Origin of the sequence: Myxococcus sp. NMCA1 (assembly GCF_026810205.1) — a bacterium.
Taxonomy (GTDB): domain Bacteria; phylum Myxococcota; class Myxococcia; order Myxococcales; family Myxococcaceae; genus Myxococcus; species Myxococcus xanthus_A.
Genome location: NZ_CP113950.1, coordinates 8,992,987 through 9,008,135 on the forward strand (window position 1 = coordinate 8,992,987; position 15,149 = coordinate 9,008,135).

The window sequence follows — 15,149 nt, forward strand, 5'->3', positions numbered from 1 at the left end:
TCGGGCGGTGGCCACCCAGCCCTGAGAGGCGTCGCCCCGCGGTCCTAAATACAAACACATACAATCCGCACCATTCCAGACACACCTCCACCCGCGCGGAACGATTGCATAGAAAGACACCAGACACTCCAGGCGTCACCCGACGCAGCAGGTCCTCTCGCGTCAATTGGCACGCCATCTGCTTCGAGGCCGGCCGGAGCCGGCCCTGTCCAGGCTCCAACAGGTAGTTTTTGTCAGTCCAACCTCGACTCAAAGGATGTCTGGAATGGCTGCATATCTCGTTCAGAATCAATGGGGTGGTTCGCAAGCGGCTTGGAACCCCGGCGGGCTCTGGATCATCGGTGCCCGGGACAAGCAGAACGTGGTGGCCCTCGACATCAAGTCCGACGACGGCGGCAAGACGTTGAAGGGCACCATGACGTACAACGGCGAAGGCCCCATTGGCTTCCGCGGTGTCCTGTCCGAGGCCAACAACTACAAGGTGGAGAACCAGTGGGGTGGCCCCTCCGCGCCCTGGCAATCCGGCGGCGTGTGGGTGCTCGGCGCCCGGGACAAGCAGAACATCGTGGCCATCAGCATCAAGTCCAACGATGGCGGCAAGACGCTGACGGGCACCACGACCTACAACGGCGAGGGCCCCATCGGCTTCAGGAGCGAGGCGACTGACGGCGACAGCTACTCGGTGGAGAACCAGTGGGGCGGCAGCGCCGCGCCCTGGCATCCCGGCGGCGTCTGGGTCCTGGGCACCCGGGGCAAACAGAACGTCATCAACGTCGACGCGAAGTCCAACGACGGAGGCAAGACGCTGACGGGCACCATGACCTACAACGGCGAGAACCCCATCGGCTTCCGTGGCACGCTGACCTCGCCGGACACCTACACCGTGGAGAACCAATGGGGCGGCAACTCCGCGCCCTGGAACCCGGGTGGCTTCTGGATGATTGGTGCCCGCAATGGCCAGAACGTCGTCGCCCTCAACGTCGCGTCCAACGACGGCGGCAAGACGCTGGCCGGCACCATGATCTACAACGGCGAGAACCCCATCGGGTTCCGCGCCAGGCTCGGCTGACGCCCGCCCCCATCGTCACGGCTTGACCGGCCCCGGTTCAAGGGCCGGCCCCGCCTCCAGCCTCACGCCAGGTTGTGGAACACGCGCTGGACGTCGTCGTCCTGCTCCAGCGCGTCCACGAGCTCCAGCACCTCGGTGGCCTTGTCCTCGGGCAGCTCGATGGGGTTCAGCGCCACGTATTCGGAGTCAGCCGAGACGGGCACCAGTCCCTTTGCCTCGATGGCGGCCTGGAGCTGGCCGAAGTCGGCGAAGGCGGAGCGGATGATGATCTGCTTCTCGCCCTTCTCCCCCACGCCCTCGCCCATCTCCTGGAGGCCGTGGTCGATGAGCTCCAGCTCCAGCGAGTCCAGGTCCAACCCCTCCGGGTTCAACCGGAACACGCCCATGCGCTGGAACATGAAGGCCACGCTGCCCGCGGTGCCCAGGTTCCCGCTGTGCTTGTTGAAGTGCATGCGCACGTTGGCCACGGTGCGCACGACGTTGTCCGTCGCCGTCTCCACCAGCAGCGCGATGCCGTGGGGCGCGTAGCCCTCATAGAGTACGATTTCGTAGTCGGTCGCCGACTGGCCGCTCGCGCGTTTGATGGCCGCGTCGACCTTGTCCTTCGGCATGTTCGCGGCGCGGGCGTTCTGGAGCACTCGGCGCAGCGTGGAGTTCGAATCGGGATTCGGCCCACCCGCCTTCACCGCGATGGCGATGTCCTTGCTGATCCGCGTGAACACCTTCGCCATCTTGTTCCAGCGGGCCATCATCGTGGCCTTGCGTGTCTCGAAAATGCGTCCCATGGGAGGGATGTATAGGTCGGCCACGTTCCGCGTGGCTACTCCCTGTAGCGCCCTCGGGGCCCGGATGTTGACCAGGACAGACCGCCCGGTCTCCGGCCTGTCCCACCCTGCCCCCGTTTCAGCAGCAGCGGCCTCCGCCCCCGCGGTAGCGGGCCTGGAGCCGCTCGTCGAAGAAGCGGGCGTAGCTCATCACCTCCCGGTCCGGATGGTGGCGGCGCATGTGTTCGACATAGGTGTCGTAGTCCGGAACACCAATCATCAGCCGAGCCACTCGCACCGCGCGGCGCCACGCGCGCCCCAGCCATGCCCACATGGCGGCCATGTCAGCGGACCTCCGCCGACAGCGGCACGGCGGGTGACTCCTTCGCGGTGGGCTCCGGAGACCGCCAGGCCGCCCGCGCGGCGCGCACGCCGAAGAGCACCGTGGCCACCACCAGCACCATGAACACGCCCGTGAGGGCGGCATCCAGGTAGTCGTTGCCGATGATGCGCTCCATCTCCTCCACGGACGCCGCGGGCGCCACCACCCGCCCCTCCGCCACCGCCGCGGAGAAGGCCCGCGCATGGGCCAGGAAGGAGATGCGCACGTCGTCGCCAAACACCTTCTGCCACCCCGCCGTCAGCGTGCAGAGCACCAGCCACGCCGCGGGCACCGCGGGCACCCAGGCGTAGCGCTGCCGCTTCATCTTCACCAGGATGACTGTCGCCAGCGTGAGCGCGATGGCGGCCAGCATCTGGTTGGCGATGCCGAACAGCGGCCACAACGTGTTGATGCCGCCCAGCGGGTCCACCACGCCCTGGTAGAGGAAGTACCCCCACGCCGCCACGCAGATGGCCGTGGCAACCATGTTCGCCGTCCAGGACTCGGTGCGCTTGAGCGGGGCGTACACCAGGCCGGCCAGCTCCTGAATCATGAAGCGGCCCACGCGCGTGCCCGCGTCCACCGTGGTGAGGATGAACAGCGCCTCGAAGAGGATGGCGTAGTGGTACCAGAAGGCCATCATCCCCTCGCCCGCCACCAGGCCATGGAGAATCTGCGCCATGCCCACCGCCAGCGTCGGCGCGCCGCCCGCGCGGGACAGGATGGTGGACTCACCGATGTCCTTGGCCGTCTGGCTGAGCACCTCCGGCGTGACGACGAAGCCCCACTGGCTGATGGTGCGCGCGGCCTCCTCCACGGTGGTGCCAATCACCGACGGCGGCGAGTTCATGGAGAAGTACACACCCGGGTCCAGCACCGACGCGGCGATGAGCGCCATGATGGCGACGAAGGACTCCATCAACATGGAGCCGTAGCCCACCATCCGCGCGTCCCCCTCGTTGGCCAGCATCTTCGGCGTGGTGCCGGAGGAGATGAGCGAGTGCCACCCGGACACCGCGCCGCAAGCAATCGTGATGAACAGGAAGGGGAACAGCCCGCCGGAGAACACGGGCCCCGAGCCGTCGATGAAGCGCGTCATCGCCGGCATCCGCAGCTCCGGCGCGGCCAGGATGATGCCCACCGCCAGGAGCAGCACGGTGCCAATCTTCAGGAAGGTGGACAGGTAGTCGCGGGGCGCCAGCAGCAGCCACACCGGCAGCACGGACGCGCAGAAGCCGTAGCCGATGAGCATCCACGCCAGGGCGCGCGCGTCGAACGTGAAGGCCTCGCCCCAGGTGGGGTGCTCGGCGACGTGGCCGCCCAGCCAGATGGACAGCATCAGCAGCACGAAGCCCGCGACGGAGACCTCCAGCACGCGGCCAGGGCGGAGGTAGCGCAGGTAGAGCCCCATCAGCACGGCGATGGGCATCGTCATCGCGACGGTGAAGGTGCCCCAGGGGCTGTGCGCCAGCGCCTTGACGACCACCAACGCCAGCACGGCGAGGATGATCATCATGATCATCAACACGCCAATCATCGCCGTCACACCAGCGGCGGGCCCCAGCTCCAGGCGCACCATGTCGCCCAGGGACTTGCCGTCACGGCGCACGGAGAAGACCAGGATGACGAAGTCCTGCACCGCGCCCGCCAGCACCGCGCCCACCAGAATCCACAGCGTGCCGGGCAGGTAGCCCATCTGCGCGGCCAGCACCGGCCCCACCAGCGGGCCCGCGCCGGCGATGGCGGCGAAGTGGTGGCCGAACAGCACCCACTTGTCCGTGGGTACGTAGTCCAGGCCGTCGTTGCGCAGGTGCGCCGGCGTCGCGCGCGAGGGGTCCACGCCCAACGCCTTGCGCGCCACGAAGCGGCCGTAGAAGCGATAGCCGATGAGGTAGACGGAGACGGACGCCACCACCAGCCAGATGGCGTTGATGCGCTCTCCCCGGTGCAGGGCCACCGTGCCCAGGCTCACCGCGCCCGCGGCGGCGAGGAGCACCCAGCCCAGCTTCCGCGCGATTCCACCCATGCCTGCCTCCGCGCAACTGCGCCCGCCGCACCGCGAACGGTGTGGGACGGACTGTTACGGTCGGCGATAGCCTGGGCTGTACTGCCCCGGTGTCAAATGCAGGGCGCGCGACTGTCGTCCGTCAACGCCCCCGCCCCGCGCGTCACACCTTCGCGGGCTTCTCCAGCACCAGCCCGAAGTGCGTGTAGCAGGTCGGGTGCAGGTCCATGATGTTCTCGAAGTGGAAGACGCGAGACTGAAGCCCCGCCGCGTGCGCGGGCGCCAGGACGCGCTCCTTCAGGGTGATGGCGTCGTAGAAGCGGCCGTGCCGCTCACCCCAGCGAGGGAAGAGGTGGATGATGGGCTCCGCGTCGCGGCGGATGTCGTAACCCCACGCGGGGTCACACATGGTGAAGGCGTACTCGCCCAGGTACAGCGGGACGATGCAGACCTTGCCGCCGGGCCGGAGCACGCGCCCCGCCTCCCGGATGAAGCCCGTGTCCGCGGTCCCCTCGAAGTGCTCGAAGGAGCAGTGCAGCGTCATCGCGTCCACCGAGCCGTCCTCGAGCGGAAGCTCCGCCGCGGAGCCGCCAATCTGGTGGCCGTGGATGCCCGGCGGGAAGACCAGGTCCTGCGCGTAGATGTTCCGCGTCCGCCCCAGCATCCGGACCACGTCCAGGTACAGGCTGCTCGGGGTGGAGGCGATGTCCACGTAGACGGCGTCCTCGCGCGCCACCAGCGGTTCAATCTGCTTCCAGGTGAAGTAGTACTGCGGCCGCTTCTCCCAATACGGTTGGAAGCCGCAGAAGTGCCGAATCACGGCGTTCTGCGCCTGGAGCCCGTCCCAGAAGCGCTCCAGCTCCGCCACATCGAAGCGGTAGGACTCGACGGGGATGCCGGCCTGGCGCAGCGGCTCGGGCTGCTTGAGCTGAGGACCCGGGCCATAACGGCCGAAGCCCGTCAGGCTGAGCAGCTTCGACAACGGCTCCACGCCTTGTAGGCGGCGCGGTGCCGGACACTCTTCTTCACGCGGGTCAGCAGGTTCACGGAGATCCCCCGGGCGGATGCCCGAAACGAGTGGGATTCTGGGAGAGGGCCCCGGATGCGTCAATGCACCCCGAAGCCCGCCTTCCCTCCGTGCCAGAGAGCCTGCTCGCTAGCGGGCCTGCTGCGTCGCGGGCACCGCGCGGGCCACTTCACCCGAGCCCACGCCGCCCGCCCGGGCACGCTCCAGGTGCGGGGCCAGCCGTCCAATGGCCATCAGCCCCGCCATGCGGAAGTCGGAGATGAATGACCAGAGCGGGTACTTGAACGACGCCGGCTTGTTCCGCTCGATGACGAAGTGGCTGAACCACGCGAAGCCGTAGGCGGCGACGAGCGCGGCCGGAACCAGCGCGCCGCGGCCCGTGGCGACGGCCGTCACGCCCAGCCCCAGTCCCAGGGAGGTGCCCGTGAAGTGAAGCCAGCGCGTGGACGGCAGCGCGTGCTCCCGCAGGTAGAACGGCCAGAACTCGGCATAGGTCTCGATGCGGTCGGACATGGTGGGAAGTTAGGGCCCCAGGGCGCCCTCCCGTCAACCCGGCTCGACGCAGAGCGTGTAGGCATGGACAGGCAAGGGTACTCCCCGCACGCCCACCAGCCGGGCTGGCCGTCCAGCATCCGTCATGTTTTCCAGTCCGGTGCCACCCTCCCAAGCGGGGCCTGCCGCAGCCTTCCAGGTCATGAAAGACTCTGGAGCCATGACGGAGTGGATGCCCAAGCCGAACCCCTCGGTCGACCTGCGGACGCTGGCCCTCAGCCCAGAGGAGGGCTTCGTGCTCTCCCGCCTGGACGGCGCCACCCCGGCCCGGAACCTGCCCGCGCTGACAGGCCTGCCCCTCGAGCGGCTGCGGACCATCCTCTCCCGGCTCGTCACCCAGGGCGCGCTGCTGCCCACGCCCACCGCGAGCCCGGCGGCCCCTGTCGCCGCTCCGCCAGTGGCCTTCGAGCCCCAGCGACGGACGTCTCCCGCGGCCCCCGAGCCCAAAGCAGACCTCCCCGTGCTCGACCTGACGCCGCTGGACGCCGCGCCCGAAGCAGACCTCCCCGTGCTCGACCTGACACCGCTGGAGGCCGCGCCCGCCCCCGACACCGCGCCGGACGCCGAGCCCTCCTCCGAGGACGAACCCGAAGCAGCCCTGGGCAACTACCGTCAGCTCTTCGAACTGCGGCTGCACCCGCTCCCCGAGGACCAGCGCATCGCCCACGCCCACGCGGCGGAGGACCCCATCCTCTCCGCGCTGTGCTTCGACCCGGTACCCGCCGTCATCAAGGCCGTGTTGGAGAACGCGCGCACGGGCCTGCCCCATGCGCGGCTCGTAGCGCGCTACCACCGCAACCCCGTCGGCCTGGAGGGGCTGTGCGCCCGGGCGGCCTTCGCGGCGGACACAGGGGTGCGGCGCTGGCTCGTGCGCAACCCGCAGCTCCCCGCCAGCCTCTTCCGGCGGCTGTGGAGCGCACGCCGGCTCATGGAGCTGCACAAGGTGGGCAATGACCGCGACGTGCCGGAGTCCACGCGGCGCGCGGCGCGCGAGGTGCTCCGCCAGCGCTTCTCCAGCGGCCCCGCGGAGGAGAAGGTGGAGCTCATCCTCAACACGGAAGGCCGCGCGATGGCGGCGCTCATCGGCCTGCCGGTGGATGGGAAGACGGCGTCACTGCTGTGCGGCCGCACCTACCGCTCGCCCATGCTCATCCAGAACATCGCCCGCTGGAGCGCGGCCCCGCCGGCCCTCATCGCCCACCTGCTGAAGCAAGAGGCGGTGCGGCGTCAACCCCAGCTGCGCCTGCTGCTCACCCGCCACCCCAACGCCCCAGCGGACGCGAAGCGCGGCGGCGCCTGAGCCTCACGCGGACTTGCGCTTGCGCGCGGCGGAGGGGGGCTTCACGTCCACCCAGCGCTCCGCCCACCGCGCCAGCTCATCCACGACCTTCCACAGCGCCTGTCCCTTCTCCGTGAGCTGGTACGCCACGCGGATGGGAGGCCCCGCGTCCACGTGACGCGACACCACGCCCTCCGCCTCCAGTTCCTTGAGCCGCTCTGACAGGACGCGCTCGCTGATGCTGCCAATCTCCTCACCCAGCTCGCCGAAGCGCCGGGGCCCCGCGAGCAGGATGCGCAGGATGAGGCCCGTCCAGCGCTTCCCCATCAGCTCGCTGGCCTTCTCGAACCGCGCACACCGTGTCAGCGGATGCTCCATTGGCGCCTCCTCTTCCCGAATATAGCGAGCCGCCCTGCCACCGGCACGGAAGTCCCAATTTACTTACTTTTTGGAAGTAACTTGCAGACTAAAAGCACGCCCATTACCTGAAGGAACGTGGCGGTGGCCCGGGAAGGTCACGCGCCGGACCACTCCAGGAAGGGACTCGCCCATGGCAACGCAGCAGGCCGGCCTCGACACCAACGCGCTCAACCAGCTCTTTCTCGACGCCCGCACCCACAACGCGTGGCTCGAAAATCCGGTAGCGGACGACGTCCTCCAGCAGCTCTATGCACTGGCCCGGATGGCGCCCACGGCGGCCAACTCGCAGCCAGTGCGCATCGTCTTCGTGAAGAGCCGCGAGGCGAAGGAGCGGCTCAAGCCCACCCTGTCCCCGGGCAACGTGGACAAGACGATGAACGCGCCAGTGACGGCCATCATCGCGTACGACACCGCGTTCTACGAGAAGCTTCCCCAGCTCTTCCCCGCGCGCGACATGAAGACGGGCTTCCTCGCCATGCCCGCGGAGGCCCGCGAGAAGACGGCCTACATGAACAGCTCGCTGCAGGGGGGCTACTTCATCCTCGCCGCGCGGGCGCTGGGCCTGGACTGCGGCCCCATGGCGGGCTTCGACAACGCGAAGGTGGACGCGGCGTTCTTCCCGGAGGGGAAGTGGAAGTCCAACTTCCTCATCAACCTCGGCTACGGCGACGCGGAGAAACTCTTCCCGCGCAACCCTCGCCTGGACTTCAGCGAGGCGTGCCGCATCGAGTAGCGGCCCGCCTTCGCGCGGAGCTCAGGCCCGCCGCGCCGTGAGGATGGGCTGATGGAAGCCCGTCTCCTCCGGCGTGTGCCAGCGCGTATCCATCAGCCCCGCACGCGTGAGCGCCCGCTCCAGGTCCACGCGCTGGAGCGCGCGGTACACGCCGGTGTGCTCGGTGGCCTGCCAGCCCTTGCCCTCGGGGCGGAGGATGAACTGGTGCACCGTGTACGTCCGTCCGTCCGCGGCCCAGTCCCAGATTTGAAAGAGGATGCGGCGGCCCTCGGGCGCCTCCAGCAGCCGCTCCGAGGTGAAGCGGGGCTGGCTCTGCACCAGCGCGTCGGCGTCGCGCACGCTCAGCACCACCAGCCCACCGGGAGCCAGCTTCGACGCCATGGCGCGCGCCGCAGCGTCCAGGTCCTCGTCCGTCAGCAGGTGCGTCACCGCGTTGTCCAGCGCCAGCACCACCGGGAAGGTGCCCTCCACCTGCGCGTCCAGCGCGCGCATGTCCGCCACGGCCGTGGTGAGGTGCACGTTCATCGCGCGAGCCTCGCGCTCGGCACGCGCCACGGCGGCCGGGCTCAAATCGGTGGCGTGGACGGTGTAGCCACGGCCCGCCAGTCCCAGCGCCTGGGTGCCGATGCCACACGCGCAGTCCAGCACACGCCGGGGCGGCGGCGCCTCGCAGCGGCGCAGCAGCGCGTCCAGCATGGCGCCCTGCCGCTCCACCACCTGCGGCCAGTTGGCGAAGAGCAGGTGGTACTCCTCCGCCATGCCCTCGTAGAACCCCAGCGCCAGGTCGCTCATGGACGGCGCGCCGTTCGAAAACCGCCGTTCACTCACGAGCTGAAGGAGCGCCCTTCGAGCGCTTCAATCGCCGCGCGGAGTTCCGGCGGCACGGGGACCTTCTCGTGCGTGGCGTAGCGCAGGGTGACGATGACGCAACTGCCCCGGGTGTAGAGGACGCCGTCGTCCTCTCCGGCTACCGCGTGCTCCAGGGTGATGGAGGACGTGCCGATGCGGGTGGCGCGGCAGCCGGCCACCAGGCGCGTGGGAAAGAGGACGGGACGCAGGTACTCCGCGTTGGTGGCCTTCAGGATAGGCCCCACGCCGTCGCGGTTCGTCCGCTCGTCCCCCGCTCCGGACGGCCCCGTCAGGCCGATGCGCGCGAAGTAGTGGATGCGGGCGGTCTCGAACCAGGTGAACGTGCGCGTGTTGTTGGCGTGGCCGAAGGCGTCCATCTCACCCCAGTGAAGGGGGAAGGAGACAACCACCGGGAAATCCTTGAGCGGCGAGTCCGGCATGCCCCCAGGGTGCCCCACCCGGCGGCCCCAGGGAACCGTGAACCGCGCCCGCCTGGCCTCCAGGCGAGGGCCACGGCCGTGGTAATCCAGGACAGCCATGCGTTCACGATTCCACACGTCCTCGCCCGCGGCCCCTGGGCTCGACTTCACCGTCCTTTCCGGCCCCGTCCTGGAGCAGCCCGCCCATGGCCGCTGAGCGCGAGCCGCTGGAGCCGCTGAAGCCGCCACGAGAGGACATCCCCGCCGAGGACCTGCGTCCCTACGCCTTGTCCCCGCGCGAGGGCCTGCCGGTGTCGGACGAGAGCATCGCGGCACATCCCCGGCAGCGGGCGGACATGGTGCGCTGGCTTCATCCCGCGCAGCTGCTGCGCACGGGCCTGGACGCGGTGGTGGCGGCCGTCTTCGGCGCGCGCGCGGACCAACGGCTCATCGAAGCGGTGGTGCGGCCGCAGGTGCCCTACTTCGACTACTCGCAGGAGCCGATGCCGGAGGGCGGATTCTGGCTGGACTACGTGTCGGACACCGGCGACGGCTGGAACTCCACCTACGCGGTGGCGCGGCTGCTGGCGCTGCCGGAGTTGACGCTGCCCGTGCAGGGCCCGTCCCACGCGGAGTCCCACGCCACCCAGCGAGGACGGCTGCTCGTCTTTGGCGGTGACGGCGTGTACCCCGGCGCCAGCCGCGAGGTGTACGACGAGCGGCTCGTCCAGCCCTATGAGGCGGCCATGCGGCGCTCGCATGCGCCCAGCCCGGACCTGTTCGTGATTCCGGGCAACCATGACTGGTACGACGGGCTCGGCGCCTTCCTGCGGCTGTTCTGCGCGAACCGGTGGATTGCCGGCCGGCGCACGCGGCAGAGCCGCAGCTACTTCGCGCTGAAGCTGCCCCAGCGCTGGTGGCTCATCGGCACGGACGTGCAGCTCAACAGCGACATCGACGTGCCGCAGGTGGAGTACTTCCGCGAAGTGGCCAGCCACATGGGCCCCGACGACCGCATCATCCTCTGCAACGCGGAGCCCGCGTGGATTCTGGCCGCCACCGAGCGGCGCAAGGGCAGCTACCTGGAGAACAACCTGGAGTACCTCCAGGAGAAGGTGTTCGGCCGGCGCATCAACGTCTTCCTCGCCGGGGACCTGCACCACTACCGGCGGCACGAGGACGCCGGCGGGCGGCAGAAAATCACCGCGGGCGGTGGCGGCGCGTTCCTCCACCCCACGCACGCGCCCTCCGCCCACGTCCTGCGGGACGGCTACACCTTGCAGAAGAGCTTCCCGGACGAACGGACGTCCCGGAAGCTGGCCCGGCAGAACCTGCTCCTCATCCGCCACAGTCCGCTGTTCGGGTTGATAACCGGCATGCTGTACCTGCTGCTGGCGCTGGCGGCCTACGCGGAGGTGGGCTCGTTCGGGATGTCGCAGCTTTCAGAGGTCATCCTGGCGGTGGCCAACAGCATGGTGGCCCGGCCATGGACGCTGGTGCTGGGAATGGCCACCATCGGCGGGCTCATCGGACTGGCGGACCCGGCCTTCGGCAAGTGGCGCACGCTGGCGGGCACGCTCCACGGGCTTGGACACATCGCCGCGGCCTTCTTCGTGGCCTGGGGCGCCACCTACTTCACGGTGAGCGGCCTGGGCGTGTGCCCCGAGCTCGCCGCGGACGGCATCCACTGCGAGGCGGGCTGGTGGCACCTCGCGGGCAAGTTCCTGCTGTCCTCGGGCTTCACCTTCCTGGGCGGCTTCCTGGTGGGGCCCTTCGTCATGGGCCTGTACCTGTGGCTGAGCGTGAATCGCTTCGGCGCGCACTCCAACGAGGCCTTCATCTCGCTGGCGCTTCCGGACTGGAAGAACTTCCTCCGCATGCGCATCGGTGAAGACGGACGGCTCACCGTCTTCCCGGTGGGCATCGAACGCGTGCCCCGCAAGTGGAAGGAGACCCACGCCGGTCCCTACGCGCCCGCGTTCGACCCGGATGACCCGAAGGCCACCGAGCCCGTGCTCATCGAGCCTCCCATCCGCGTGTGAGACGTGCCACCACCGGGCACCCACCGTCCCGGAAGCACCACAGCCATCCCCAGGCGTCCAAGTCCAGAGTAGACAGGGCTCATGAGCGCCCCTGTCTTCATCTACCTGACCCCGCCCGACGGACTCGTCCCCCTGCTGACGCCGGCGCGGCTCGCGGCCTTCCGCGACTGGCTCTGGCGGGAGAACACGGAGCACCTGAACGCAGAGGAACTGGCCGACATTGAGTCGGACGAGGAGCTGAAGGCCCTCCTCGGCCTCGTGGACCACCTGCTCCAGCAGGGCGCCGAGTCCCTGAGCAAGCCCCCCACCCGCCACGCGGACGCGATGCTGGACCTGCTCGATGAGCTGTCCGACTACTTCACCCGCGAGGAACTGGGCATTCCCGGGGGCATGGAGCTGGCGACGGACCTCAAGCCCACCGACAAGCAAGTCCGCGCCTCGGACGTCGTCATCGGAGAGAACTGTCCCAAGCGGACGTTCGAGCTGTGGCGCCACCTCGTCTGGGGCCGGGCGCCGAACCGGACAGTCGCGGAGGGCATTGGCCTGCGACGCAACTTCCCCTCCATGGGCTACTGGACGGCCGCGGAGGTACGGCAAGTGCGCGACGACCTGCGCCAGCACCTGAGCGGGGCCCCTGACTACATGCCCATGAGCGACTGGGCCCGCTTCATGACGTCCCTCCGCCTGAAGCTGACACGGTCCGGCCGGGCAGCAGCCCCCGCCCCGGCGATTGAGGCCATCTCCCGCGCCGTGGACCGGGCGACCCGAGAAGGCGCGGGGCTGCTGTTCGCGCGCTGAGCCCGACGTCAGGTCAGGCTGCGCGCCAGCGCCCCCAGCGTGGACATGGCCGCCTCGATGCGCGGCGTCCACGGGTGGCCACAGTTCAGCCGGAAGCAGTGGCGATATGAATCCATCCGCGCGGAGAAGATGGGCCCCGGGGCGATGCTGATGCCCGCCTCCAGGGCCTTCGCGCTCAACACCAGCGAGTCCACCTGCCGCGGCAGCTCCACCCAAAGCAGCGCGCCGCCCGAGGGCCTCGTCACGCGCGTGCCTTCGGGGAAGGACTCCGCCACGGCCTCGGCCATGCGCTCCACCTGCGCGGCGAGCCGGCGGCGCAAGGAGCGCAGGTGCCTGTCATAGCCTCCATTCTGAAGGAAGCGCGCAATCGCATACTGGGGCACCGTGGCGGTCGTCACGGAGGTGGAGAACTTGAGCAGCTCCACCCGCTCCCGGAAGCGGCCCGGCGCTACGTAGCCCACGCGGAAGCCCGGCGCGAGCGTCTTCGAGAACGAGCTGCACAGCAGCACGTTGCCGCGCGTGTCGAATGCCTTGCATGAACGCGGACGCTCGGCGCCGAAGTGCAGGTCGCCGTAGATGTCGTCCTCGATGAGCGGCACGTCGTGAGCATCCAGCAGGTTCACCAGCCGCTGGCGCCGCACGTCGGGCATGCAGCTGCCCACCGGGTTGCTGAAGCTGGGCACCGCCAGCACCGCGGCGATGCGCCGCCGCGTCAGCGCCGCCTCCAGCGCCTCCATCTGCATGCCGTTGCGTGGGCAGCAGGGAATCTCCAGCGCGCGCAGACCCAGCGCTTCGATGGACTGCAGCGTTCCGTAGTACGCGGGGGACTCGATGGCGATGGTGTCTCCCGGGCGGGCCACCGCGAGCAGGCACAGGTGGATGGCCTCGGACGTGCCGAAGGTGGTGATGAAGTCGTCCGCGGACAGCGAGCAGCCCCAGTCCATGGAGCGGCGCGCGAGCTGCTGGCGCAGCTCCGGACACCCGGGCAGCGCGTCGTAGAGGATGCTCCGGTCGCGCGATTCGCGGCTGAGCGCGTTCAGCTCGCGGTACAGCCTGCGGACGGGCAGCAGCTCCGGCGCAGGCGAGGCGGCGCCCAGCTTGACCATGCGCGCATCCCCCATGGACCGGTAGACGCTCGCGACGAGCCCGCTGACGGTGACAGCGGTGGCGCTAGACGCGGGCCGGGACACCAGGGGCTCCGCCAGCCGGGGCCGCTCACGGCGGCGCACGTAGTGGCCGGACTGGGGGCGCGTCTCGATGAGGCCCAGGGACTCCAGGTGCAGGTAGGCCTGGAGGACCGTGGAGATGCTCACCCGCTCGCGCAGGCTGAGCTGCCGCACGGACGGCAGCCTGTCTCCAGGCTGCAAGGTGCCCGCGGAGATGGCATCCGCGAGCCGCTCGGCCACCTGCTCGTAGAGCTTTGCTTTGTGTGCCACCGCGCCCATGGCTCCTCCCAAAGTGAGCCGCATCCACCACGGCCGGTATCGGAGACGAGAACGGGCCCGCTGCCCAGATACAGCTCCCGCCGACGGCGACCGGCACAGTTCGTTGGAGCAGAACTGTACCGGTCACAATCTCTCCTGACTGAATCTGTTCCGCAACCGCCCGGGGGGCGCATGTTGGTGCCCTGGAGGACGCGGTGATGTGGGACTGGATGAGGACGGTGGTGAGCGGGCTGCGGCTCGAAGCAGCGCCAGCGCGGAACGTGGGCCCGGTTCACCTGGCCCAGGGCGCCTTGTGGAGCGAGCGCACCCGGAGCGGACATCCCCTGACGCTGACGTGTCGCGAAGGCATGCTGTGGCTCACGTGTGAGGGCGATGCGAAAGACTACGTGCTGCACCCCGGCGACACGCTGCGCATGGAGCGCTCCGGGCACGTGGTGGTGCAGGCACTGAAGCCCTCGCGCCTCTGCATGATGCAGCGCGCTCCGGTCCATACGCCGTGCACGCCTCCCGTGAGGAAGCATGAGGCGCCTGTCCGATAGCCGGTGCCATGCCCGGCCTTGCTATCGTCCGCGCCATGCCCAGCCTCCCTGACTGTCGCCGCCTCGCCTCGGTCCTCACGCTCGTGTCTTCGCTCCTCACCGCCCAGGCTGCGGAGGTCTCCCCGGCGGAACGGGTGGAGACCTCGCCGGGCCTGTCACCTGATGCCGTGCGACGCGCCTTCGACAGCCAACGCCAGACGCTCGCGTCCTGCATGCGTCTGGTCTCCATCCAGCGCGGGAAGGACAAGGCCCCTCATTCGTTTGAGTTCGTTCCCTGGAAGGCCGGACCCGACACGGATGATCGCATCCGGGTGCGCTTCACCTTGGCGCCAGACGGCAAGGTGCAGAACGAAGAAAGGCAGACGGAGGCATGGGGCGTGCGGTCGATGTTCCTCGACACAGGCTGCGTGGAAGAAAAGGTGAAGACCTGGTCCTTCCCGACCTTTCCAGGGAACCATGACGAGCGGGTGCAGGTGGAACTGTGGGCGCGGTTCCGGACCACGGAGGCGGAACGGACGGCGGCAGCCACCCGGTTGCGTGAATTCTACGGCGACTTCTGCAAGGCCCTTTCCGCATTGAAAGTCACCCAGCAGCCTCAGGCAGGCGTGGAGTGGCGCGCCACCATCAAACGCTTCCTCGCCGAGCACGGCGCGCGCGTCGACCCACGCATCGGCACGGCCATGCAGGCGGTCGGAGACATCGCGGGCCACGACGTGCCAGGCGCCATCTCGATTTATGAGCTCAGCATGGAAGAGTCGCTCGCCACGACCATTGCGTGCCCGAAGCTCCGCGCCTGGGTGAAGGAGGGGTGAGCCCCAGGCCGGCC

Annotated in this window: 16 protein-coding genes; 7 read left to right on the forward strand and 9 right to left on the reverse strand. The window is 69.2% G+C overall.

Annotated features, from left to right (window positions below):
- Positions 1 to 265 precede the first annotated feature (265 nt).
- Entirely contained in the window at positions 266 to 1,069 is an 804-nt protein-coding gene (locus OZ403_RS37265) for a lectin OAA family protein (protein ID WP_140795929.1), read from the forward strand.
- A 62-nt stretch (positions 1,070 to 1,131) separates the two neighbouring features.
- Here OZ403_RS37265 and OZ403_RS37270 read toward each other — a convergent pair whose 3' ends face one another.
- The 5 genes from OZ403_RS37270 to OZ403_RS37290 all read right to left on the reverse strand — a co-directional run bounded on the left by OZ403_RS37270 (position 1,132) and on the right by OZ403_RS37290 (position 5,760).
- On the reverse strand, positions 1,132 to 1,854 hold the full coding sequence (locus OZ403_RS37270) for a YebC/PmpR family DNA-binding transcriptional regulator (RefSeq protein WP_011556981.1): 723 nt from the start codon (positions 1,852 to 1,854) through the stop codon (positions 1,132 to 1,134).
- A gap of 118 nt (positions 1,855 to 1,972) precedes the next feature.
- Positions 1,973 to 2,176: a YbdD/YjiX family protein gene (locus OZ403_RS37275; RefSeq protein WP_152039059.1), complete on the reverse strand. Its 204-nt coding sequence runs from the start codon at positions 2,174 to 2,176 to the stop codon at positions 1,973 to 1,975.
- Position 2,177: 1 nt separating this feature from the next.
- On the reverse strand, positions 2,178 to 4,241 hold the full coding sequence (locus OZ403_RS37280; RefSeq protein ID WP_140857768.1) for a carbon starvation CstA family protein: 2,064 nt from the start codon (positions 4,239 to 4,241) through the stop codon (positions 2,178 to 2,180).
- 142 nt (positions 4,242 to 4,383) lie between these two features.
- A complete protein-coding gene (locus tag OZ403_RS37285) occupies positions 4,384 to 5,202 on the reverse strand; it encodes a methyltransferase domain-containing protein (RefSeq protein WP_201800544.1) in 819 nt (272 codons plus the stop codon).
- A 174-nt stretch (positions 5,203 to 5,376) separates the two neighbouring features.
- A complete protein-coding gene (locus OZ403_RS37290; RefSeq protein ID WP_140800363.1) occupies positions 5,377 to 5,760 on the reverse strand; it encodes a DUF962 domain-containing protein in 384 nt (127 codons plus the stop codon).
- Positions 5,761 to 5,959: 199 nt separating this feature from the next.
- Here OZ403_RS37290 and OZ403_RS37295 point away from each other — a divergent pair, with 199 nt between their 5' ends.
- Positions 5,960 to 7,099: a hypothetical protein gene (locus OZ403_RS37295; protein WP_268782987.1), complete on the forward strand. Its 1,140-nt coding sequence runs from the start codon at positions 5,960 to 5,962 to the stop codon at positions 7,097 to 7,099.
- Between the two features lie 3 nt (positions 7,100 to 7,102).
- On the opposite strand, the gene OZ403_RS37300 is transcribed toward OZ403_RS37295, so the two are convergent.
- Positions 7,103 to 7,456 (reverse strand): winged helix-turn-helix transcriptional regulator, encoded by a 354-nt coding sequence (locus OZ403_RS37300; RefSeq protein WP_140857774.1) that lies wholly within the window; start codon positions 7,454 to 7,456, stop codon positions 7,103 to 7,105.
- Between the two features lie 172 nt (positions 7,457 to 7,628).
- Here OZ403_RS37300 and OZ403_RS37305 point away from each other — a divergent pair, with 172 nt between their 5' ends.
- Positions 7,629 to 8,231: a malonic semialdehyde reductase gene (locus OZ403_RS37305; protein WP_268782988.1), complete on the forward strand. Its 603-nt coding sequence runs from the start codon at positions 7,629 to 7,631 to the stop codon at positions 8,229 to 8,231.
- 21 nt (positions 8,232 to 8,252) lie between these two features.
- Here OZ403_RS37305 and OZ403_RS37310 read toward each other — a convergent pair whose 3' ends face one another.
- Positions 8,253 to 9,023: a methyltransferase domain-containing protein gene (locus tag OZ403_RS37310; RefSeq protein ID WP_174259001.1), complete on the reverse strand. Its 771-nt coding sequence runs from the start codon at positions 9,021 to 9,023 to the stop codon at positions 8,253 to 8,255.
- A gap of 32 nt (positions 9,024 to 9,055) precedes the next feature.
- Complete coding sequence (locus tag OZ403_RS37315) at positions 9,056 to 9,520, reverse strand: acyl-CoA thioesterase (RefSeq protein WP_174259088.1); 465 nt, start codon at positions 9,518 to 9,520, stop codon at positions 9,056 to 9,058.
- Between the two features lie 185 nt (positions 9,521 to 9,705).
- Between OZ403_RS37315 and OZ403_RS37320 the strand changes: the two genes are divergently transcribed.
- Together OZ403_RS37320 and OZ403_RS37325 are read left to right on the forward strand one after the other, a co-directional pair.
- Positions 9,706 to 11,541, forward strand: coding sequence for a metallophosphoesterase (locus OZ403_RS37320; RefSeq protein ID WP_268782989.1), 1,836 nt, complete (start codon positions 9,706 to 9,708; stop codon positions 11,539 to 11,541).
- An 81-nt stretch (positions 11,542 to 11,622) separates the two neighbouring features.
- Positions 11,623 to 12,339 carry a hypothetical protein gene (locus tag OZ403_RS37325; protein ID WP_268782990.1) on the forward strand — a complete coding sequence of 239 codons (717 nt, stop codon included), beginning with the start codon at positions 11,623 to 11,625 and terminating at the stop codon, positions 12,337 to 12,339.
- Between the two features lie 8 nt (positions 12,340 to 12,347).
- On the opposite strand, the gene OZ403_RS37330 is transcribed toward OZ403_RS37325, so the two are convergent.
- On the reverse strand, positions 12,348 to 13,784 hold the full coding sequence (locus OZ403_RS37330) for an aminotransferase-like domain-containing protein (protein WP_268782991.1): 1,437 nt from the start codon (positions 13,782 to 13,784) through the stop codon (positions 12,348 to 12,350).
- Positions 13,785 to 13,981: 197 nt separating this feature from the next.
- Here OZ403_RS37330 and OZ403_RS37335 point away from each other — a divergent pair, with 197 nt between their 5' ends.
- Positions 13,982 to 14,323: a DUF2917 domain-containing protein gene (locus OZ403_RS37335; protein WP_268782992.1), complete on the forward strand. Its 342-nt coding sequence runs from the start codon at positions 13,982 to 13,984 to the stop codon at positions 14,321 to 14,323.
- An 8-nt stretch (positions 14,324 to 14,331) separates the two neighbouring features.
- Positions 14,332 to 15,135, forward strand: coding sequence for a hypothetical protein (locus OZ403_RS37340; RefSeq protein WP_268782993.1), 804 nt, complete (start codon positions 14,332 to 14,334; stop codon positions 15,133 to 15,135).
- Positions 15,136 to 15,149 lie beyond the last annotated feature (14 nt).